This is a genomic window from Parendozoicomonas sp. Alg238-R29 (assembly GCF_947331445.1).
Taxonomy (GTDB): Bacteria; Pseudomonadota; Gammaproteobacteria; order Pseudomonadales; family Endozoicomonadaceae; genus Sansalvadorimonas.
In genome coordinates this window covers 1-18,429 of sequence record NZ_CAMZOG010000089.1, presented here as the reverse complement: position 1 = coordinate 18,429, position 18,429 = coordinate 1, and the positions used below count along the sequence as shown (strand labels likewise).

Below are 18,429 nucleotides of genomic sequence, written 5' to 3'. Positions count from 1 at the left end.
TTTTTCGAACTGACCACCGCCAAGAGAAATGACTGTAAAACGGCTCAGAACCTTCCCATCATGGCAGGTGTCACCTATGTTTTTGACCGAGCTTACGACGACTACAGCTGGTATTACGAAATGACCTGTCAGAGCACGCAGTTTGTGGGCAGGATGAAAACCTCAGCAGTTTACGAAGCCATTGAGTGTCGTGAAACGACAGACGACTCTATCCTGGAAGACCAAATTATCAGACTCTCTTCTGGCAAAGGTAGAAAGGACTGTCCAACTGATCTCAGGCGGGTCAAGATTCGCCGGGAAGACGACAAAGTTCTGGTTTTTATCAGTAACGATCTAAAGAGAAGTGCTGCAGAGATTGCCGCCTTGTATAAATCCCGCTGGCAAATCGAACTGTTCTTCAAGTGGATTAAGCAGAATCTGAAGGTGAAGCGGTTCCTTGGGCGCAGTGAAAATGCTGTAAGAATACAGGTGCTCACAGCAATGATTGCCTACCTCCTGCTGCGGCTGGCTCAGATCACAACACCCTGCAAATTGTCGTTACAGCAAATAGCCCGAAGAATCAGTCTTAATCTGACCCGCCGTTGCTCTTTGTTGGAATTATTCAGTGATCCGCCGGATAGCATGGAAGTCAATTTACTCCAGAATCAGGGGAGTCTGGAGCTGGTTTATGCTTAACCGGACAGTAGTGGCTTTGAGTCATAAAGAGGACTGTTTTGAAGGTATCAGAAAAACCATTCAGGCCATCGACACAGTCTTCTCTCCTCCCCAAACTCCTCCCTTTCACCCCCTTACGCTCCTCCCAGAATTCCACCGATCCTGAACCTGTCCAAACAGAAGACAGCTGCAGGAGACGGAAGTCGTATGTATCGAACATCTCACCGCCAAAGAACTGAACCAACGCTGGCATATCTCAGCCTGCATCCTGGAGCGCTGGCACAGGGAAGGTCTTGGCCCATAACCCTTAAAGATCTCCGCAGCATAACTCTGCTGCAAATCATCACAGTACCCGATGCCGAGATTGATTGACTTTCCCGTGAAGCTCTGCAGGAGTTCAATCACGCTAGTCGCTGTATCGGCGCTTACGTAATGCCAGGTATCTGCAACGAATGGCCAAGGCTCGCGAAGTCGCCTGCTCGCTGGCTGCGAGCTTCTGGTATTACCTGGCGAGAGATTGCCCGGTGTACTGGAGTGCCGAGAACGTCGATTCACAGGTATTGGTACCGGGCATTGCTGGCGGTGCTGGTTCATCGGGGCATACCGGCTACCCAAGTTAAGCCAAATTACTTGTAGTTGGTACTGGTTGCTATTTGCTGGCACTGTGACCTGTTTTGGGGCAAGACAAAATCCCCGGTTTTGGTATGGATTTTCAGTAAGCTTGTGCAGCGCTTTGGTGTGCCACGAGAGCAGAGTCGGTCTTCTCGTAACTGCAATTGAGATGAACGAAAGTGAACCATTGACGACGTGCCGTAAGCACGATCATTGACATCAAAAATAGGGTGGCATGGCGGTCCCATGATTAGCTCAGAAGATATCCAGCTACTGACTGAGCGGTGTCCGGCATAGAGGTGGTATGAACTGATTTCAGGCTCTTTGTGGAACGTGGGAACCTGTCGTTCTGGTGCTAAGGAAGAGGGTCAAGCAGATGAACTGTGGAGACCTTGAGTACCGATACAGAACACAGGGGCGGATCAGCTCGTAGTAGTGTTGAAGCTTCTGTAATGGAAGTGGAGCGAAGGGGCTGACTTATCCAGCGGAAGGAATGGATCAACCAATGTGATTGGGATGAGTCGATGACTGAAGCAAAATCGTTCACAATTTCTAAAGGGCTTGTTTGGCAGGCCTGGCTGAGAGTTAAAACCAATAAGGGCACTGCTGGTGTTGATGGACAGTCTCTGGCTGACTTTGAACACAATTTAGGCGGTAACCTGTACAAACTATGGAACAGGATGTCATCGGGAAGCGACTTTCCTCCCCCCGTCATGCGTGTAGACATCAAAAAGAAAGATGGAGGCACGAGGCCGTTGGGAGTTCCGACAGTCGCAGACCGCATAGCCCAGACCGTGGTAAAGCTAGTAATGGAGCCCTTGGTGGAACCCGTTTTTCACAAAGACTCTTATGGCTATAGGCCAAAACGTTCAGCGCACCAAGCATTGGCGGTGGCTCGAAAGCGCTGTTGGCAAAGAGAATGAGTGATTGATCTGGATATCAAGGGATTCTTTGACAATCTAGATCACAGACTCATGATGCGAGCAGTTGAGCACCAAATCAAGCGGGCAGCAGGTGTGGGTACGCCACAAGGTGGAGTGATTAGCCCATTACTGGCTAACCTGTTCATGTATTATGCATTATGAATTTGATCATTGGTTAGAAAATCATATATCTGATGTGTGGTTTGAACGATACGCTGATGATGCGCTGATTCATTGTCGCAGAGAACAAGAGGCTATGTCTGTGTTGGAGGTAGTAAGAGGTCGTTTATTCGACTGTGGTCTTACATTGCACCCAATAAAGACAAAGCTGGTTTACTGCAAGGCCACGGGAAGGCCGGGGCAACATGAGCATATATCGTTTGATTTTCTGGGCTACACCTTCCGGGCCAGAACAGCCCAAAGCTGCTACGGAAACTACTTCGCTGGTTTTCTACCCGCTATTAGCAAAGCCTCGGCTCAGCATATTCGGGATACGATAAAGGTATTAGGAATTTCGAAAAGGCGATCACAGTATTCTCTTCCAGAATTAGCAAAGTTGCTCAATCCTTACGTACAAGGATTGTCCCTGCTTTGATGTTGATCTGTGTTTGGCAGATGAGTCACTCGTCATTGAAGGACAACCAAACAGCCCGGCAGGCGAGGGTATCGGCTAATGCCCGGTGGGCATCACCCGTCCACTGGTAGCCAATTTCATGAGCTGCATCACCAAGTTTCCACCAGCCAGCATTCGTGTGTTTGGCAAACAGTCGCATGGCACAGACTACCTTCTTTGCGACAGATAACTCTGCTCCTATGTATTGGCTGTCGTACGTTTTGTTGTAAATCACCACTTTTTTACCCCTGAAGATATCAAGCAGTTGTGGACGCAGGTCGTCGTAGGACGGTGCATCTTTAACCATGGGTGGCGTGATGCCATGAATGTCCTGAGCATCAGGCCAGCGTTTATGTCGCTTGGGTTTGACCAAAGTATTGAGGAGGACTTCACCGCCTCGACCTACAACTGCAATTTCAACAATCTCGTCTGATGACATCAAGCCTGTTGTCTCGGTATCAACATAAATCGTTTCAGACATATTCCAGCACTCGAAATGAGAAGGCGAACAGAAAGAATGTAGCTTCACTGTTATGGATTAGACAAGAACGCATAATGAGTCGGATAGCTGCAGTGCCAGTGGTGGGTAAGATTATCGACAAGATCTTTCCCGATGCCGATCAGGCCGACAAAGCCCGGGCCGCCCTCACTCAGATGGCTATCAACGGCGAGCTGGATGAACGGGCACAACAGGCGGGTGTGATAAAAGCTGAAGCTGCTTGGTATCGTGCAGTTGGATTGGTGGTTACATTGCCAGCCGGGGTGTGGAGAAGGTTGTGCAAACAATAAAAAGGTAATAGTGCGCCCATATCCTATCCGCCATCCATCCGTACAGTTGCCTAAGGAACTTTTCTCGCCTAATATCCTCTATACGGAAAGATTCTGTACAAAAAGGAGGAATTGTCATGGCTACTGCGAGGCTGGATTTAAGGCTGGATGAGGAAATCAAGGCCAAGGCTGAGAAAGCCTCTGCTCTTCTGGGGTTGAAGAGTTTGACAGAGTATGTTGTTCGGCTGATGGAGGAAGACTCAGCTCAGGTCATCAAACAGTACGAAAACATTACCATTGAGGGTGATACCTTCGACCGGTTTGTGGACGCTTGCGACAAAGCAAAAGCCCCTAATCAGTCACTAAAAGACGCCTTGGCTTTTTCCGATAGCAAGGGCATTAAGTAATGTGGGCGACTGAGTTTGTTGAGCTGGATAAGAGCCATCACAATCGTACTTCATTTGACTGTGGTGAGAGCGAACTGAATACATTCCTCCAGACACAGGCTCTCCGGCATATGCAGACGGGTATCAGCCGGACTATGGTTTTATCTGGCATTCATCCGCTTCCCGACCAAAAGCTGCCTGTCTGTGCTTTTTACAGTATTGCTCCCAGTGCTATCAGCCGAGAGACTTTGCCTAAGAATCTTGCGAAAAAACTACCCCGATATCCCATCCCGATTTTCTTGCTTGCTCAGCTGGGTGTCCACCGTGAATATCATGGGCAAGGGTTGGGTAAAATCTGTTTGATTCATGCCCTGCGCTACTTGTGGCAGGTGAATGCACATATGAGAGCCTATGCCATTGTCGTTGATTGCCTCACAAAGGCTGCTGAGAACTTCTATCGTAAGTACGGCTTTGAGATTCTCTGTGAACACAATGGTCGAACCCGCATGTTCTTACCTATGAGAATGGTTGGTGAGCTGTTTGATGAATAGCTTGTCCCGCGTCCCAAGACAGCCGGAGATCCTTAGGGTCGCGAAATCACCTCATGCCAAGGCTCATCACAATCACGATGAAGAGCCACAACGCCACGACCAGCAATCACATCAAGATTGCCTTTCTGCACCAGCGCGAGAGCATTGATAAGGTTGGGATACCAACGATTGAGTGTGGCAAGAGTCCGGACATCCGTCCGGTTCACCCGGCTCACCATGAGGTGGCCGTTGGTGAGAGGCAGAATAAGAAGAGCTGGCTGCTCTCTTGAGCAGAAACTCCCAGCGCTTTGGTGGACAGGGTTTGACATCAGGCGGTCTCCAACCCTGCAGTCACTCTGTAGACACGATCCTTGCCTTCGGGTTTATCTGATTCAATCTCTTCGGGTCATATTCCCCGCCGCTTGCGGCGTAAACTGGTAGGATGAGCGAATACATCCACAAGAGTCATAACGTTACAGTTTTGCTTTACCACTTAGTGTTTCCAGCAAAGTACCGAAGGGTGGTATTTGACGATGCTGTAGATAAAGAGCTGAAGGCGGTGTGTCTGCAGATCGAGGCCAGATATGAGGTTAAGTTTCCAGAGACAGGAGCAGACAAGGATCATGTACATTTTTTGGTTCAGGCTGTACCGGCATATTCGGTGACAAAGCTCGTAACTATGATTAAAAGCCTAACTGTCAAGGAGATCTTCAAGCGTTGCCCGCATGTGAAGAAGCAGCTATGGGGAGGTGAGCTTTGGACTGACGGATATTTTGCAAGCACGGTTGGCAAGCATGGTGATGAGCAGATGATTTCGAACTACGTGAGAAATCAAGGTAATGGAGAGTATGAGAAGCTCCATTCAGATCATCAGCTTGCGATGTTTTAAGAGCTATCTCGGGCAGTTAGAAGCATCATTCAATGAGAATACCTCGCTTTCGCGAAGCGAAAGTCCGAGCCTAAGCGAGGAGGGCTTGCCCCGAGGATCCTTTATTAATCTGCCCCCAAAACATTTGATATGGGCAAGATAAGCCGTAGTTATCAGCAATCTCCATTTGCGAGACTTTGACGCAATACCGTAATGGTGAGACTCTGGCATTACGTTTCAGGAACAGGTAAAGGGATTACCATGCACCATGGATCGTTATCACCAACCACGGCCCGCAAAATACAATATCTACGCCAGCGTATAAATGATGCGGGAATACCTCCCAGTAAGCTTGATGAAAACCTGATCATTGGCACCTGGAATATCCGTGAATTTGGAAAGTCTGTTCGCAGGGAAGATGCCATACATCTTATTGCCGAAATCATGGGTCAGTTCGATGTCCTGGCCATCACGGAGTTGAAGGACAACCTTGATGATTTAGAGCGGGTCAGAAAGTTGCTTGGCCCTTACTATAAAGTTGTTTACTCAGACTATCGTAATGATGCAGCCGGATTCCAGGAGCGTATCGCCTATCTCTACGATAAAAGGGCTGCTGAGTTTACCGGACTGGCTGCTGAAGCTGACCCGCTACGCATGAAAGGAAAAGATGGTGAGTATCGTCAAACCTCTCCTGATTGGTGGCGATCACCGTATATGGCATCATTCCGAGCAGGCAACTTCGACTTTGTCATGTTAACAGCCCACATTCGCTGGAGCGGAGGTGTCAGGGCCAGAGCAAAAGCACTGAAGCAGTTAGCCGACTGGGTCGAGGAACGGAGATCTTCCAACTACCTGGTTGACCGGGATTTTATTGTTCTGGGCGATTTTAATATTCCTGGTCGCAGAAGTAGCGCCTTCAAGGCCATTACCAGTGGCAGCCTGCAAATCCCGCCTGCACTGCTGAATGTACAGGGAACCAACCTTTCGGAAAAGGCGACCTATGATCAAATCCTTCACAGCCCTACTCGACATGAGCGGTTCACAGGAAAAGGAGGAGTTATTCGCTTTTTTCGAGATTCACATACGGAGCTCTACCCCGAGCTTTCGCTGGGCAAATTCAAGAATCAGTTAAGTGACCATTTGCCATTATGGCTGGAAGTAGACACATGGATAGATGATGAGTTACTTGAGCAGAGATTGCTGCAGGAGGAATAACACAGATTTACACTCTCAGCGTAAGCTCCCCTTAACCAGCGTGGAATGTATCCGGACAACGTCCCACTGACTTCCAAAGTAATATTTTGCACAAATTGAGCGATGTACTATCTTGCTCTGTATCTCTAAACAGAGGCAAGATATTTACTGCTGTTGGTCTATGTGCACTTTGTGTTGAACATACACAGCCTTTTCCTTCTGGCGAAACAGTCTCACAGCACATCTTTCCTATAGAAAAACCGTATTGTTGTTCATACAGTTTGAAGCTCAACCCATAAAATCACTTAGAGAGTTTCCAGATACGGGTAAATTTTGAGAATGAATGAAAGGGGCTGTTGCAATAAGAGCCGAAGAATAATCAGCCCTTATAATACTATAATGAGTTTTACTCAGGACGGTATGTTAAGCAGAAGTTAAATATGCGTGTGGGTAATTGGGGGCACGATTTTGAAAAGACAATATCAAACTGTTTTGAATGATACCGCCATCAATGTTAATGGCTTTTCGAATAGTCTCATCGTTCTGCCAGCTATCACGCCCTGCCAGTACCGTTGGCAAATAGACAATAAGTGCAGCAGAAATTGACCGTGTGGCACTTTCCCAGAAATAGCTAGGGGTGTGATCCACTGAATAATAATCAATGGTTTCGTGCTTGAATATTGGATCTTTGAACGTTGTTGGCTTGGCGAAAAAGAAGCCCATTCCTTCGTCACAACTCACATCAATAATCAGACTGTGAGGTTTCAGGCATGCACTTTCTTCTTCAACAACGAAGTTGACAGGGTTTTCTGTATCCTGGAAGGTGCCGTTAACGATTATGTCTGCTTCATGGATGAGCTCAGCCAGCGGCCGTGATGTTCCATCGTGCTCTACCACCATCATGCGTGCCTCTCCCTCATTGCCCGCTTGCAATCTGACATAGTTACAATCAAGCACCTCTTCACGTACTTCGTGATCCGGGCGTTGAATGCAAATGGTAATATCTCTAAAACCATGGGCCTTGAGGGCGTATATGGCACCACGGCTGACAGCACCGAAACCAAAGATGATTGTCTTGCGTTGATTGCCGTAATGTCCATCAATGCCTTTCAGTTGTAAGGCATGAATAACAGCACAATAACCAGCCATTTCATTATTTTTATAGAATGTATGGCGACCTGCACGCCCTTCAGGAGACCAGACATACATATCCTCAAAAGCAATAACAGTTTGTTTGCGGTCAAGAGCGACTTGGGTAAATTCCTGTTGCTGTACACAGTGCGCATAACCCCACAGTGTTCCGCCTTCGCGAAGTTCCTGTAAATCAGCTAACACTGGTTTGTTAATAATGACCGTTTCAAGATCAGTCAATATATCGTGCCGTGTAGCAATGCCACCAGTTAGGCCTGCAATGTCAGCGTCTGAGATACCAAATGATGAACCATAGCCTTCTTCAAATATTAACTGTTTACGAAGTGGTTCAGGAATACGTGATAAGTGCTCTGGATGGATTGGGAATCGTCGTTCATCTGTTTTTCTTGAAGTGCCAATAACGCCTGTTCTTGATGTATTCATGCCGTCGTTCCCTTATTTCAATAAGTGTCACTTCATCAACGAATCATCTTTCTCGTGAAGGAAGCATGCTTTTTGATCATGAGGCCCTTTGAAAACACTCCAGGTTTGCCACGAACAAAACCCTGTCTAAATGGCGAGTGTATTCTGAATCTGGAACCTGTAGTTACCAACCGAAAGCCGGCCAAGTTGCATATAGCCTTCATTGATATTTTTAGAAACCATGATGGAAATAGGTTTTTGAGCTGCACTGATCCCAACTACTGTGCGATAGCGTCTATCGGTGGTTTCTCAGTAAAACCACTGAGAAAGGAAAGTTTTCGAATCCGCATCACCCTAGGGTCTGTTGTGGTTTTGTTGTCGAGCTCAGCATTTCCGAGGGCTTTCATGGTTATACCCGGAGGGCACTATAGGGCGCAGCGTTGCCGGAATGCTTATTGCCTTTCAAAACGCTGCAACGCAGCCATGGAAGCCCTCGGGAATGCCCTTCGGGTGGCTCTAAAAGCCGCCATCTGCTGCGTCAGACTTGCTCAATGTAGAATAACTACGATTTTCACAAGTCTTTCTAACAGCGGGCGGCTTTTAGAGCCACTGAGCCGAAAACAAAACCACAACAGACCCTAACACACAAGAGTTTATAATGTTCTTTTCATTCGCATTTTGATTGATCTGGGAACAAGCAAATGTTCAAGTTCTTTAAATGGTGTCTTTTGTATCAACTATCTTGAAAGACTCCGTGCCCCTCAATAAAACACTTAAGGATGTGTATGTTCCTCGTCTATGCTGGTGGAGCTATGCACACAGGTAGAAGGGCGCGCGGTGGTTCGGGAGTTGGCGATTGGATGATTGGCGTTCGTATGGGCTGTAATCTGTTAGCGGATAGTGGCGTGTTTAAGGGCTAACCCATGGATATAATAAAAATGAATGACCAAGTGTACAGAGCGCGAACGGTCAAATAGGTAAGAATTTGCTTAAGGTTGGCGTGGTGCGTAGAAAATAAATGTAAATACTCATTACTTCTGCCGCTTTGAGGTATATAGTAGCGGCACGTTAAAAGTGTGTTTCATTCTTTATGTATAGATTCAAACGTTCCGGGTTTAGTTACTCATTTCGTTCTTCATAATCAATAGCAGAACTTCTAGCTTAATCGCCTTACTTGTAAGGCACATTTTATTGAAAATAAGGATACGACTATGTCTACTACTACCGGTACAGTTAAGTGGTTCAACGACGAGAAAGGTTTTGGTTTCATTCAGCAAGAGAATGGCGGACCAGACGTTTTTGCTCACTTCCGTCAGATCACTGGCGACGGCTTCAAGAGCCTGGCTGAAGGTCAGCGTGTTGAGTTCACTATTACTCAAGGCCAGAAGGGCCCTCAAGCAGAAGACATCCGTCCTCTGTAAGAGCTGAACTGCATTTCGATGTAGTTTACTGACTTCGCCTCTGGCGAAGTAGAAAAGGCAATGCTTTCGGGCGTTGCTTTTTTTTGTTTGCAAAATTCTATTGCTGACTCTGCTTCCTTCCTCTTTTTCTTGGCTTAACAAACTTTCGAAATGAACGGGAAGAGTTTACCCGCAGCTTGCTGCGGGGCGGTTCATTGCACGATAAGAGTAGGTGAAGCGAACCTGAAATGAAGGACATTGAAAAGCATCACTCACGTACCAGAAAAACTGACTTATATTGTCAGAGCATTATTCAGGTAGCTGACAAAATTGCGTTTGCGCCTGTAAGTCTCTTTTAGACCAGCGATCTCCTGTTCCGCTCTATGATGGTATGGCGTACCCATCGTCAACCCATGCAGCTCAACCAACAAGCTAACGCCTTGCTGATACGCTTCATTGTTACCTTGCTCGATCTGGCCTGAGGCTTGCCCTGTAAAAACCCGCAAAATTCTTTCCCAGTGTTTTTCCAGTGAAGCTTTGGCTGATTCTCGTGCCAGGTTCAAGGCCAAATCATCGGCTACCTGAAAGCCTTGTACAATGTTCCAGGCCTTTTCCCACTCAGCCCCCATGAGGTAAATCCCCACCAAGGTATCGGATCGGGGCGAGTAATGACCGTAGCTTCGATGCCACGTGTCTTTTTCCTCCAGATGGTCGCTTAGCCAGACTATGGTCTGCGTGGGCCAGTCTGTCTCGTTGCCTTCCTGTTTGGCAATCGCTAACAATTTTCGATATTCAACCAGATTGGTGTGCTTCTGGAAGTACTGCCACTGGCACACGACCGCTTCATTTCCTTGCCCAGTAGCTTGATAGAGTTTCACCTGTAACCCATGGCCGCTATCACGGCCATGGCTGTCCAGGGATTTTGCTTTTTTCAAATAGAATGCGGTCTGATCGTAGTCTTTTCGCTCAAAGTGAAGCTCCGCCAACTCCTGATAATCGTGGCTATGTGTGGCTGTTTTCACCTTAATGGCGATCAACGCTTCATAGTCATCTTCCTGTCGGGCTCGATCGGTCAGCAACTGCTCCAGTCGGTAGTGCAGCGTTGGTCGACTCCAGCTGTCACCAGTGAATGGAGGCAAAGCATCCCACTGTTCCTGTGCCTGCTTATAGAACAACGCCAGACAATGGGGCGAGAGACATTCTTTATAGTCTGCAGGGATTTGACCATAAAAGTTGTACTCATCCGTTAAAGCAATCTTCAGAAGGGTTCCAGCCTTTTTCTCATCCGGGCATTTCAGCTGCTGAAATGCCCGGATAAACAACCCCTGCAAAAGACTCAGGCTGTCGTAACGGAAACCACCGGAATCGTCGACCGTTTCCAATGCCTGAGTCAACCGCTCAAAAGCGTACTCAACCAGCACCATCTGCTCATCGGCAGGCAGCTCGCACAAGGGCTGTTCAAGTTCCTGCAGTATCGCGATGGCTGTAGCAAAGTAGGTACGAACCTTCGGGTACTCATAAATATGTTTGTTCAGGGGGAATGCTGCGGTGATCTGTTTTTTAATCGCTCTCTTGTCCATGCGGCCCAGCCCTGTTTCCGCTTTGAGCAACCACGTATTCTTCAAATACCGGTCTTTGGTAATCACTGCAACGAACTGGCGAATGATATCGTCTTTCTCCTGCTGTTCCAGCCAATGTCTGATCACTTCTGCAGGCTGGCTACGCTGTTCAAACTGACACCTTCTGCTGTTTTATACTGACCCAGCCTGCTGTTTTCCCCATGCCCACTCTGCTGTTCAGGAGGTCAGGTTTTGGCGAAACTTATTCATAGAACGCTGCAATTTCTGAATATAAGGGCTATTCATGGAGCACAGCTGCGGGTGAAACAACGCTGATTCCAGTTCGTCCAAGCTGAAAAACATAACAGACCATAAGAATGCTTGTTTATCCAGAACCGAATCAGTAATCAAGCCTATTCTCTGAGCCTGATTTAACCATTCCCTGTGAAGCCTCAGGCTGTGCTGAAATATGCCTTGTCGACCTCTGAAAAAGCCCAAAACTATGCAGTTCACCTTCATGTCTCTATCTCTGAAAGTCAGATGAGAGCGGGAGTAGTGTATTGTTGAAAACAGGGGATGAAACCGAGTGGATATGACGTCATAGAGCTCGCCTGCTATGGCAGATAGTGGTGTGATCAGGCTCTGTCTGATAAACATTTTTATCGCGATAACCTGCATGACAGGTATACTGTCAACTTCACCAGTCTTCTCTTTTACAGCAACTCCCTCCTCGATAGCACGTACAAGAAAGCAGGTCAGAGCATTCAAGTCATAGGGCATCTCCAGCCTGATTTGGCTCTGTATTCTAATTTTTTTCTTTCTGACATGCTGGAATTCGTTACTAAACAGTTGACTCGTATAGTGTGACGGGAGTTGCAGAAGAATAAAGCTCAAGGCGTCAGGGGTCGGGAATGGCATGTCGATCAGGTGCCAGAAAGGGTGACACAAAATGGCTTTAGCTCCCTTGAGTTCAGGGCAAGCTTCAACCTGATCGACCAGCCCCTCGCGCTGTACAGGCTGACCGTTCTCTTTTCTGTTCCAAAAGCGCGATGCATTGTTTAGCCAGCCTGGAGGCTTCAGAGCAAGAGCTTCATCACTCAGGAGTCGCCGCTTTAGCTGGTATACGGCTGCCACATTCAAACGCTCTTTTATCCAGGCTACCCAATACCTTGTCGCCAGAGAACGGACCTCAAACGACAGTTTTTTGTAGTCGGTAAAGGAATGTATGAGATAAAGTTTGCACATCAACAGTGCCAAACTCTTCTATTTCCGGGGGAACCCGCTGAAAAACTGAACAATCTGACTTTTTTGACCAGAAAGTCGTGCCTTTATCGTAAAAATAAGACGGTACTCAAGGTTTGTAAAAGTCCCTATTCTTACGAAATCATGCTCTTTACCACCAAATGAGGTCAGGGTTTGAGAAAGGAGCAGCCAGAGGACAGAGTGGCAACTTTGTCTGGAGAGCTAAAAAACGATTTGTTAACACTGCACTGTTCCCCAGTACTTAGTGGTGAACAACTTCGTCAAGCTATGGGGTTCCGCACTCTGGGGGCGTTGCACCAAGCGATTACTCAACAGAATTTTCCAGTCAAACTCTTCACCATTCCCAAACGCCGGGGACGATTCGCACTGGTTGCCGATGTTGCACAGTGGCTTGCAAAACAGAGTATTGAGAACTCTTGTGATCTGATCAAAAAAGAGGTGCAGAAATGATGACCTGACCCGAAGGTATTGACCAAGGCATAGAAAGAAAAAAGCCAGAGTTGTCACGAACCCTGACTTTTACGGGAGGTTGAATAAGCGATTCCCAATGCCTCCCATTCAAGCTTCCAGATACTGGTCTGTCAAATGACCAGACGCGGAAGTGTATGTCTTGTTTTTCCACGTTTATGATGAAAACAGGGAGGCTTTATGAAGCCTGCTACCTTGCGTGAACTCTTGCGCTTACTACTGACTACGAATTTCTCCTCTCGCCGTATTGCCCGCGCTGTTCAGCTATCACGAAATACGGTGAGGAGATACCGGGCGAGGGTTAAAACCTCTTGTTACACCAGGGAAGAGCTGAATCACCTGCCTGATTCAGCGCTCCAGAGCGCATTCAATCGACTGACCTGTGATCGACCTGGTAAGAGAGAGCCTGACTGGCCCACCATTCATGAACTTTTGCACGAAAAGCATCAAACCCGTATTCAGCTATGGGAAGAGTATCGTCGTGCCGACCCTGAAAATGCTTACTGTTATAGCCAGTTCAACAAATATTACCGGGACTATCGGAAAACGATTGATGTCAGTATGCGACAGATCTATGAGCCTGGTGATATCTGTTTCGTGGATTTTGCCGGTAAGAGACCCTCGTATACGGATTCTGCCACCGGGGAAACTCGCAAGGTAGAAATCTTTGTCGGTGTACTGGGGTATTCCCAGTTGATATTTTGCCTGGCCACACACTCCCAGAAACAGGAAGAGTGGATTTGGGCTCATGAACAGATGTTGAGATTTTACGGTGGCTGTCCACGGCTTGTCGTACCGGATAATTTGAAAGCGGCTGTTACCCGTCCAGGAAAAATACCAAAGGTTAATCGCGCCTATCAGGAGTTTGCCCAGCATTATGGTTTTGTTGTCGAACCGGCAAGGGCTCGTCACCCTCAAGACAAGTCACTGGCTGAGAATGGTGTTCTGTTAGTGACACGATGGATTACGGTTGTGCTGAAACGACGCCATTTTTTTTCACTTGAAGACATCAACGACGCGATAACTGAATTGCTGCAACAACTCAATCACCGCGCTTTTAGGCGCTATGACGGATGCCGTCAGAAAAGGTTTGATGAGACTGAACGCGGGGCGCTTCAGGCACTGCCTGAGAAGCCTTTCGTGTATGGTTCCTGGTTACCCTCTCAGAAAGTTCCCAGCGATTATCATATATACGTTGATAACCATGCTTATTCGGTTCCCTACCGTTTTGTGGGATTATCCGTTGAGGTTAGAGTCAGCCGACAGACGGTTGAAATTTACCATGAACATAAACGGATTGCTTTGCACCCCCGCAGTCACAGGCCGGGGGCATCGACGACGAACACAGAGCACCGACCTCCCAGGCATCAGGGTTATGCCGCACAATCACAGACCTTTTATCTTAACTGGGCCAAAGAATGTGGTTCCGAAGTTCTGGCCGTTGTCGCGGCACAATTTGAAGGGATACCAGAGCATTCGCAAAAAGGTGTGCGCGCCTGTGCCAGGTTGCAGAAGCTTTGTCGCCACTATGGCCCTGAGCGATTCAGGAGGGCATGTGCCTGTGTCTCTGAGATACAGTCTCTCACTGTTTCCAGTGTGCAATCCATTCTTCAATGCCACATAGATCAAGCTCAAAGAAACGAGCAGTCAAAACCGTACAAATTACCTCCTCACTCCAATGTTCGGGGTGCGACATATTACGCAAACGCTGAGGCCGACCAGTCATGAGTACGCAGCAACTCATTAATGAAGTGCGGGAATTGCGTCTCAGTGGTTTTCTGCAGGCTTTGATTCGTATGCTGGAAATCCCAGACCAAATGAAGCTACCTTTTGAAGATCGACTCAGCCTGCTGCTTCAGGCAGAAAGGTTGGAGCGAGAGCAGCGTAAACAGGCACGTCTGCGCAGATCTGCCCAGATAAAACAGAATACAGCTTACATTGAAGATGTGGATTATGTCGCCAAACGGGGATTCGATCGCAGCGCTGTTGAATCTCTCTGCCGGTGTGACTGGGTGACCCGGAATCAGTTCCTGCTGATTACAGGTTCAACGGGAACAGGAAAAAGCTGGCTGGCCTGCGCACTTGCTAACGAGGCTATCCGCCTTGGCCTTTCTGTACTTTACAAACGGTTCGGTCTGTTACTGGAAGAACTGGATATCGCCCGTAAGGATGGTTCATTGCCCAAGCTTCGCAGCCATCTGACAAAAGTGAAACTCCTGGTTCTGGACGATTGGGCTATGGCTCCCCTGACTGACACAGGGCGGCAGGATTTGCTGGATCTCATTGAAGATCGCACGGGCAATGGCGCGCTGATTATTACTTCACAACTTCCCGTCAGTGAGTGGCATACCTACATAGAGGAACCGACACTTGCGGATGCCATAATGGATCGCCTCATTCATCGTTCTCATCGGCTGGCCTTAAGCGGCAGCTCCATGAGAAAGAAATACACTCAAAATCAGACCTGACAGACAGCTATCACTGTTTGTCGCTTCTGGCTTGCTCGTACCAAGTGCAAGGGCCACGGGCAAGCCAGCTGGGTGTAAGTCTTAACGCCGGGTACTCACCAGGTTTTTACCAAACACCGGCCAGGGTGTGTTGGCCATGCCGCCAGTCTGGCTGTCCAGCGCGTAGTATGTGCCATCAATGGAAGTAATGTGCAATGTGCCTTCGGCGGTGAGCTTGGGTGATGCGACAAAACCACTGTCACCCTGCCATTCCCATTTGACCGGGTTCTGGCTGTTATTCGGGTCCAGCGCCACAATCTTTCCTGCCATGGTGGCTACAATCAAACTGCCATCGGCGCCGACAGTGGGGGTGGAAAAGACTTTTTCGTTCAGAGTATGGCTCAGCACCAGTCGCGCCGTGTCATCCTGCGCAGCAGGGTTCAGAATAACCACACGACCACTCTCATACGACACCACTGCAACATAACCGTTCTCCAAAATCACGGGGGTCGAGGCAATCTTACTGCCAACATTGTACGACCAGGCCTGAAAACCGTTAGGCGTAATGGCGTACACATTGCCATCCTGTGAAGGGGCAAACACCATACCGTTAGCATCGACAGCCACAGAACCCACACCTTCACCGGTCGTGGTTTGAAAGCGCCATGTCTCTGTACCGCCAGCGGTGGTATCCAGTGCGTAGAGGTAACCATCTGCTGAGCCAATATAGAGGGAACCATCGGCAGCAATAGAAGGAGAGGCACCGACTTTACCGGCTGTAGAAAACTCCCACTGCCAGGCTCCCGTCTGGCCATTCAGGGCATAGACCTTGCCATTGTCAGCACCAATATACACCGTTCCATCGGTGCCAATCGCCGGTGAGGAATAAATGCTCTCGCCAACATCGTAAAGCCACTTCACCCGGTTTTCGGCACTGCTGGCCGACGGATTCAGGGCATAGACCTTGCCATCATTAGAACCCACATACACGGTGCCATCTGCCCCAATCGCCGGACTGGAGCCAATAAAATCTTCCGACAGAAAACGCCAGGCCACTTTGTCATTATTGGCCGGATCAAGAGCATAGAGCCGGTAGTCTCCCGCTCCCACATACAGCTGGCCACCCGGAGCCACAGCCACGGTAGAGCCGAGGTTACCTCCCAGATATTCTGACCAGAGAGTCTCTCCGGCAGCGGCCAGTGCAACATTCATAGAGGCCGCTGATGCCAGCAAAACACCAGCCTTAAGTAAGCGAGAACGGGACAACATCATTCATACAATCCTTGTGAGTATTCTTATGAAATGTATTCTTTTAAACGTATTGTTATTCTTGATAAATAATCTGTTGCAGCAACGGCGGTATATCGGTGCCTTTACCGAGATTGGGCATCACCAGTTCCGGCTGCCCCTGGCGAATAGAGGCTGAAGCCGCCTGAGTGGCCACAGCGCTTTTACCAGTACTGGAAAAATCAACCAGAGTGGCCTTGGCCTGAATCGCCTGTTGAATCGTGGTCGTCAGTTGCGCCTGTTGCAGGCCTTCGCATTCGCTCTCCTCACAGAGAAAAGCCATATCAGCCAATTGCAGGAAGTTGCGCTGCAAAACCTTGTGGTGCTCTGGCGTGAGTGCAGCCAAGTCATCAAACTCTTTCTCCAGGCCAAACCGGTACCAGCCCTCTTCCCCTTTCACCAGCTTGGAAAAGGCCACAAAAGCCGACTGCTCTTTGTCTTTGGGCTGGCAACGATAAACCACCAGGGCTTCATCGCCTTTAAAGCCTTTAGCATTCAAGGTTTCAACAGCCGGTTCCTCACAAATGTGCACGGCCAGCGCCGCTTGTTCACTCAAGCTGTCAACACGTTTTGCGGGAACATTTTCTTTGATAGCCCGGTCAAACACAGTCCAGAGTTCCAGATCACCGGACTGGTAAAGATCCGTACGCACGCCGTCGTGCAACCGGGTATCTTCCAGCTGCCAGCCGGGAGGTGGGGTGATTTCAAAGCGTTCGCTGGCCTGCACAACACCGCTCAACAAGGCTGCAGCTCCCAGCACGCCGCATAAAAACGTTGAAAATTTAACCACTTATTATTATCTCTTGTTATTTTTGGCTGGAATAACCGGGCAAGCCGGTTATTCGCAGGGAAAACTAAGGATCGGAATGCAACTCAGTAAATGACTCCGCCCCCTTTAATTACCTTTATTTATTATTTTATTCTCGGCCCTTTTTTCCCTAAAACTTATCAATATTCGTTTGTATTAAATTGCCACATTCCAAGCCCATATCTTCTAATACTGGAAACTTCAACTGTCTTGAATTCTCTAGAACAATACTTCCAAGATCAGAACTAGCTAATCGCCTTAGCTCAAGCTCCCAAGAAGATACATCGCCGATAATATGTCTATTGTAATCGTCCCTTTCAGACAGAGACTTTATAGAGAATGAGATTAACTCATCTATATTTTCACCTAAATACCTGCATAGAATCACAATATCTCTATAAACATGAGGTAAAAAGATAGGTCGTATCCCATAACATCCATTCTTTACCTTCAACATGTGGTCAAATAATTTTTCAAGGGACATCCCCCCAGAAAACCCTTCAACTTTTTTTGTCATTTCCTGTGCCGAATCGTCAGGCTTTTCAACATACGCTATTCGTTTATCTGTATGATCAGAGCATAAAACTATCGGATAACCTAACGTAATCACCGGGGAGTGAAAGAGAAGGTTGTGAAAGAAATAAACTGAACGATAATCACCCCCTCCTCTTAATGTGTCTAGGCACACCCCATGAACAACCGGACCATTCCTTTTAAGCAAAAACGAATCGCCATAAGAGCTATACTGCGGAAAGTACAGCCCCCATTTTTTCAAAACTTCTTTCTTCTTACTGCTACATGTCATAATTTTGGATTAATCTCAATTTGGTTAGTTACATAAGGCAGGTTGCGTAAATTGTTATTTTGCTGCCTATAGGGTATTCCCAAACCTGGATTTTTCACATACTTATAGTCGTAAACTACCCCTGAAAGCACATCATAGACATCTGGCCTAGCACTGCCTTTAGTAGAATATGGGACCATATTACCACCAAGGTATTGCCATTCGACTCCGACCCGAATGGCACTTACTTAAGCTTTTTCGGGTGACCATTCTTCCGGATGTCTGCCCGCAGTTCCTCTCTTTTCCTGAGC

24 protein-coding genes are annotated in these 18,429 nt (G+C 47.8%); 14 read left to right on the top strand and 10 right to left on the bottom strand.

Annotated features, from left to right (window positions below):
- The coding region (locus tag QMA35_RS17955) for an IS4 family transposase (protein WP_281648533.1) at positions 1-675 on the top strand (675 nt) is incomplete at its 5' end.
- On the opposite strand, the gene QMA35_RS17950 is transcribed toward QMA35_RS17955, so the two are convergent.
- On the bottom strand, positions 629-907 hold the full coding sequence (locus QMA35_RS17950) for a hypothetical protein (RefSeq protein ID WP_281648532.1): 279 nt from the start codon (positions 905-907) through the stop codon (positions 629-631). The genes QMA35_RS17955 and QMA35_RS17950 overlap by 47 nt on opposite strands.
- Before the next feature lie 199 nt (positions 908-1,106).
- Between QMA35_RS17950 and QMA35_RS17945 the strand changes: the two genes are divergently transcribed.
- The 3 genes from QMA35_RS17945 to QMA35_RS17935 all read left to right on the top strand — a co-directional run bounded on the left by QMA35_RS17945 (position 1,107) and on the right by QMA35_RS17935 (position 2,351).
- On the top strand, positions 1,107-1,274 hold the full coding sequence (locus tag QMA35_RS17945) for a hypothetical protein (RefSeq protein WP_281648531.1): 168 nt from the start codon (positions 1,107-1,109) through the stop codon (positions 1,272-1,274).
- Positions 1,275-1,790: 516 nt separating this feature from the next.
- The gene (locus QMA35_RS17940; protein ID WP_281648530.1) at positions 1,791-2,189 is read left to right on the top strand and encodes a reverse transcriptase domain-containing protein; all 399 of its coding nucleotides are present in this window, start codon (positions 1,791-1,793) and stop codon (positions 2,187-2,189) included.
- On the top strand, positions 2,190-2,351 hold the full coding sequence (locus QMA35_RS17935; protein ID WP_281648529.1) for a reverse transcriptase domain-containing protein: 162 nt from the start codon (positions 2,190-2,192) through the stop codon (positions 2,349-2,351).
- A 458-nt stretch (positions 2,352-2,809) separates the two neighbouring features.
- On the opposite strand, the gene QMA35_RS17930 is transcribed toward QMA35_RS17935, so the two are convergent.
- Positions 2,810-3,283, bottom strand: a complete 474-nt coding sequence (locus QMA35_RS17930; RefSeq protein ID WP_281648528.1) for a 3'-5' exonuclease — start codon at positions 3,281-3,283, stop codon at positions 2,810-2,812.
- Positions 3,284-3,357: 74 nt separating this feature from the next.
- Here QMA35_RS17930 and QMA35_RS17925 point away from each other — a divergent pair, with 74 nt between their 5' ends.
- The 3 genes from QMA35_RS17925 to QMA35_RS17915 all read left to right on the top strand — a co-directional run bounded on the left by QMA35_RS17925 (position 3,358) and on the right by QMA35_RS17915 (position 4,507).
- Positions 3,358-3,591 carry a hypothetical protein gene (locus QMA35_RS17925; protein ID WP_281648527.1) on the top strand — a complete coding sequence of 78 codons (234 nt, stop codon included), beginning with the start codon at positions 3,358-3,360 and terminating at the stop codon, positions 3,589-3,591.
- A gap of 116 nt (positions 3,592-3,707) precedes the next feature.
- Positions 3,708-3,977 (top strand): DUF1778 domain-containing protein, encoded by a 270-nt coding sequence (locus QMA35_RS17920; protein WP_281648526.1) that lies wholly within the window; start codon positions 3,708-3,710, stop codon positions 3,975-3,977.
- Entirely contained in the window at positions 3,977-4,507 is a 531-nt protein-coding gene (locus tag QMA35_RS17915; RefSeq protein WP_281648525.1) for a GNAT family N-acetyltransferase, read from the top strand. Before QMA35_RS17920 ends, QMA35_RS17915 begins: the two co-directional genes overlap by 1 nt.
- 32 nt (positions 4,508-4,539) lie before the next feature.
- Here QMA35_RS17915 and QMA35_RS17910 read toward each other — a convergent pair whose 3' ends face one another.
- On the bottom strand, positions 4,540-4,815 hold the full coding sequence (locus QMA35_RS17910) for a hypothetical protein (RefSeq protein ID WP_281648524.1): 276 nt from the start codon (positions 4,813-4,815) through the stop codon (positions 4,540-4,542).
- Between the two features lie 113 nt (positions 4,816-4,928).
- On the opposite strand from QMA35_RS17910, the gene tnpA reads away from it, so the two are divergent.
- Both tnpA and QMA35_RS17900 read left to right on the top strand, forming a co-directional pair.
- Complete coding sequence (gene tnpA / locus QMA35_RS17905) at positions 4,929-5,375, top strand: IS200/IS605 family transposase (RefSeq protein WP_281648523.1); 447 nt, start codon at positions 4,929-4,931, stop codon at positions 5,373-5,375.
- 240 nt (positions 5,376-5,615) lie between these two features.
- The gene (locus QMA35_RS17900; protein ID WP_281648522.1) at positions 5,616-6,569 is read left to right on the top strand and encodes an endonuclease/exonuclease/phosphatase family protein; all 954 of its coding nucleotides are present in this window, start codon (positions 5,616-5,618) and stop codon (positions 6,567-6,569) included.
- A 402-nt stretch (positions 6,570-6,971) separates the two neighbouring features.
- On the opposite strand, the gene QMA35_RS17895 is transcribed toward QMA35_RS17900, so the two are convergent.
- A complete protein-coding gene (locus QMA35_RS17895) occupies positions 6,972-8,123 on the bottom strand; it encodes a N(5)-(carboxyethyl)ornithine synthase (protein ID WP_281648521.1) in 1,152 nt (383 codons plus the stop codon).
- 257 nt (positions 8,124-8,380) lie between these two features.
- Positions 8,381-8,509 (bottom strand): hypothetical protein, encoded by a 129-nt coding sequence (locus QMA35_RS17890; protein ID WP_281648520.1) that lies wholly within the window; start codon positions 8,507-8,509, stop codon positions 8,381-8,383.
- Between the two features lie 378 nt (positions 8,510-8,887).
- Here QMA35_RS17890 and QMA35_RS17885 point away from each other — a divergent pair, with 378 nt between their 5' ends.
- Together QMA35_RS17885 and QMA35_RS17880 are read left to right on the top strand one after the other, a co-directional pair.
- Entirely contained in the window at positions 8,888-9,022 is a 135-nt protein-coding gene (locus QMA35_RS17885) for a hypothetical protein (protein WP_281648519.1), read from the top strand.
- A gap of 291 nt (positions 9,023-9,313) precedes the next feature.
- Positions 9,314-9,523: a cold-shock protein gene (locus QMA35_RS17880; RefSeq protein WP_281648518.1), complete on the top strand. Its 210-nt coding sequence runs from the start codon at positions 9,314-9,316 to the stop codon at positions 9,521-9,523.
- 272 nt (positions 9,524-9,795) lie between these two features.
- Here the strand turns inward: QMA35_RS17880 and QMA35_RS17875 are convergent, their stop codons facing one another.
- Complete coding sequence (locus tag QMA35_RS17875) at positions 9,796-11,208, bottom strand: hypothetical protein (RefSeq protein WP_281648517.1); 1,413 nt, start codon at positions 11,206-11,208, stop codon at positions 9,796-9,798.
- 90 nt (positions 11,209-11,298) lie between these two features.
- Entirely contained in the window at positions 11,299-12,195 is an 897-nt protein-coding gene (locus QMA35_RS17870) for a hypothetical protein (protein ID WP_281648516.1), read from the bottom strand.
- 309 nt (positions 12,196-12,504) lie between these two features.
- On the opposite strand from QMA35_RS17870, the gene QMA35_RS17865 reads away from it, so the two are divergent.
- The 3 genes from QMA35_RS17865 to istB all read left to right on the top strand — a co-directional run bounded on the left by QMA35_RS17865 (position 12,505) and on the right by istB (position 15,260).
- Positions 12,505-12,774, top strand: a complete 270-nt coding sequence (locus tag QMA35_RS17865; protein WP_281648515.1) for a hypothetical protein — start codon at positions 12,505-12,507, stop codon at positions 12,772-12,774.
- 198 nt (positions 12,775-12,972) lie between these two features.
- Positions 12,973-14,520: an IS21 family transposase gene (istA, locus tag QMA35_RS17860; protein WP_281648514.1), complete on the top strand. Its 1,548-nt coding sequence runs from the start codon at positions 12,973-12,975 to the stop codon at positions 14,518-14,520.
- A complete protein-coding gene (gene istB, locus QMA35_RS17855; RefSeq protein ID WP_281648513.1) occupies positions 14,517-15,260 on the top strand; it encodes an IS21-like element helper ATPase IstB in 744 nt (247 codons plus the stop codon). The genes istA and istB overlap by 4 nt, the downstream gene beginning before the upstream one ends.
- 81 nt (positions 15,261-15,341) lie before the next feature.
- On the opposite strand, the gene QMA35_RS17850 is transcribed toward istB, so the two are convergent.
- The 3 genes from QMA35_RS17850 to QMA35_RS17840 form a co-directional block, all read right to left on the bottom strand.
- Positions 15,342-16,511 carry a PQQ-binding-like beta-propeller repeat protein gene (locus QMA35_RS17850; protein ID WP_281648512.1) on the bottom strand — a complete coding sequence of 390 codons (1,170 nt, stop codon included), beginning with the start codon at positions 16,509-16,511 and terminating at the stop codon, positions 15,342-15,344.
- Positions 16,512-16,563: 52 nt separating this feature from the next.
- Positions 16,564-17,316 carry a hypothetical protein gene (locus tag QMA35_RS17845; RefSeq protein WP_281648511.1) on the bottom strand — a complete coding sequence of 251 codons (753 nt, stop codon included), beginning with the start codon at positions 17,314-17,316 and terminating at the stop codon, positions 16,564-16,566.
- Between the two features lie 148 nt (positions 17,317-17,464).
- Entirely contained in the window at positions 17,465-18,109 is a 645-nt protein-coding gene (locus tag QMA35_RS17840; protein ID WP_281648510.1) for a hypothetical protein, read from the bottom strand.
- Between the last annotated feature and the right edge of the window lie 320 nt (positions 18,110-18,429).

What these genes read in the sequence shown, in the direction of transcription:
- QMA35_RS17950 (WP_281648532.1), bottom strand. Translation starts at nt 907, where the DNA reads ATGCCAGCGTTGGTTCAGTTCTTTGGCGGTGAGATGTTCGATACATAC.
- QMA35_RS17945 (WP_281648531.1), top strand. Translation starts at nt 1,107, where the DNA reads ATGGCCAAGGCTCGCGAAGTCGCCTGCTCGCTGGCTGCGAGCTTCTGG.
- QMA35_RS17940 (WP_281648530.1), top strand. Translation starts at nt 1,791, where the DNA reads ATGACTGAAGCAAAATCGTTCACAATTTCTAAAGGGCTTGTTTGGCAG.
- QMA35_RS17930 (WP_281648528.1), bottom strand. Translation starts at nt 3,283, where the DNA reads ATGTCTGAAACGATTTATGTTGATACCGAGACAACAGGCTTGATGTCA.
- QMA35_RS17925 (WP_281648527.1), top strand. Translation starts at nt 3,358, where the DNA reads ATGAGTCGGATAGCTGCAGTGCCAGTGGTGGGTAAGATTATCGACAAG.
- QMA35_RS17920 (WP_281648526.1), top strand. Translation starts at nt 3,708, where the DNA reads ATGGCTACTGCGAGGCTGGATTTAAGGCTGGATGAGGAAATCAAGGCC.
- QMA35_RS17915 (WP_281648525.1), top strand. Translation starts at nt 3,977, where the DNA reads ATGTGGGCGACTGAGTTTGTTGAGCTGGATAAGAGCCATCACAATCGT.
- QMA35_RS17910 (WP_281648524.1), bottom strand. Translation starts at nt 4,815, where the DNA reads ATGTCAAACCCTGTCCACCAAAGCGCTGGGAGTTTCTGCTCAAGAGAG.
- tnpA (WP_281648523.1), top strand. Translation starts at nt 4,929, where the DNA reads ATGAGCGAATACATCCACAAGAGTCATAACGTTACAGTTTTGCTTTAC.
- QMA35_RS17900 (WP_281648522.1), top strand. Translation starts at nt 5,616, where the DNA reads ATGCACCATGGATCGTTATCACCAACCACGGCCCGCAAAATACAATAT.
- QMA35_RS17895 (WP_281648521.1), bottom strand. Translation starts at nt 8,123, where the DNA reads ATGAATACATCAAGAACAGGCGTTATTGGCACTTCAAGAAAAACAGAT.
- QMA35_RS17890 (WP_281648520.1), bottom strand. Translation starts at nt 8,509, where the DNA reads ATGAAAGCCCTCGGAAATGCTGAGCTCGACAACAAAACCACAACAGAC.
- QMA35_RS17885 (WP_281648519.1), top strand. Translation starts at nt 8,888, where the DNA reads ATGTTCCTCGTCTATGCTGGTGGAGCTATGCACACAGGTAGAAGGGCG.
- QMA35_RS17880 (WP_281648518.1), top strand. Translation starts at nt 9,314, where the DNA reads ATGTCTACTACTACCGGTACAGTTAAGTGGTTCAACGACGAGAAAGGT.
- istA (WP_281648514.1), top strand. Translation starts at nt 12,973, where the DNA reads ATGAAGCCTGCTACCTTGCGTGAACTCTTGCGCTTACTACTGACTACG.
- istB (WP_281648513.1), top strand. Translation starts at nt 14,517, where the DNA reads ATGAGTACGCAGCAACTCATTAATGAAGTGCGGGAATTGCGTCTCAGT.
- QMA35_RS17850 (WP_281648512.1), bottom strand. Translation starts at nt 16,511, where the DNA reads ATGATGTTGTCCCGTTCTCGCTTACTTAAGGCTGGTGTTTTGCTGGCA.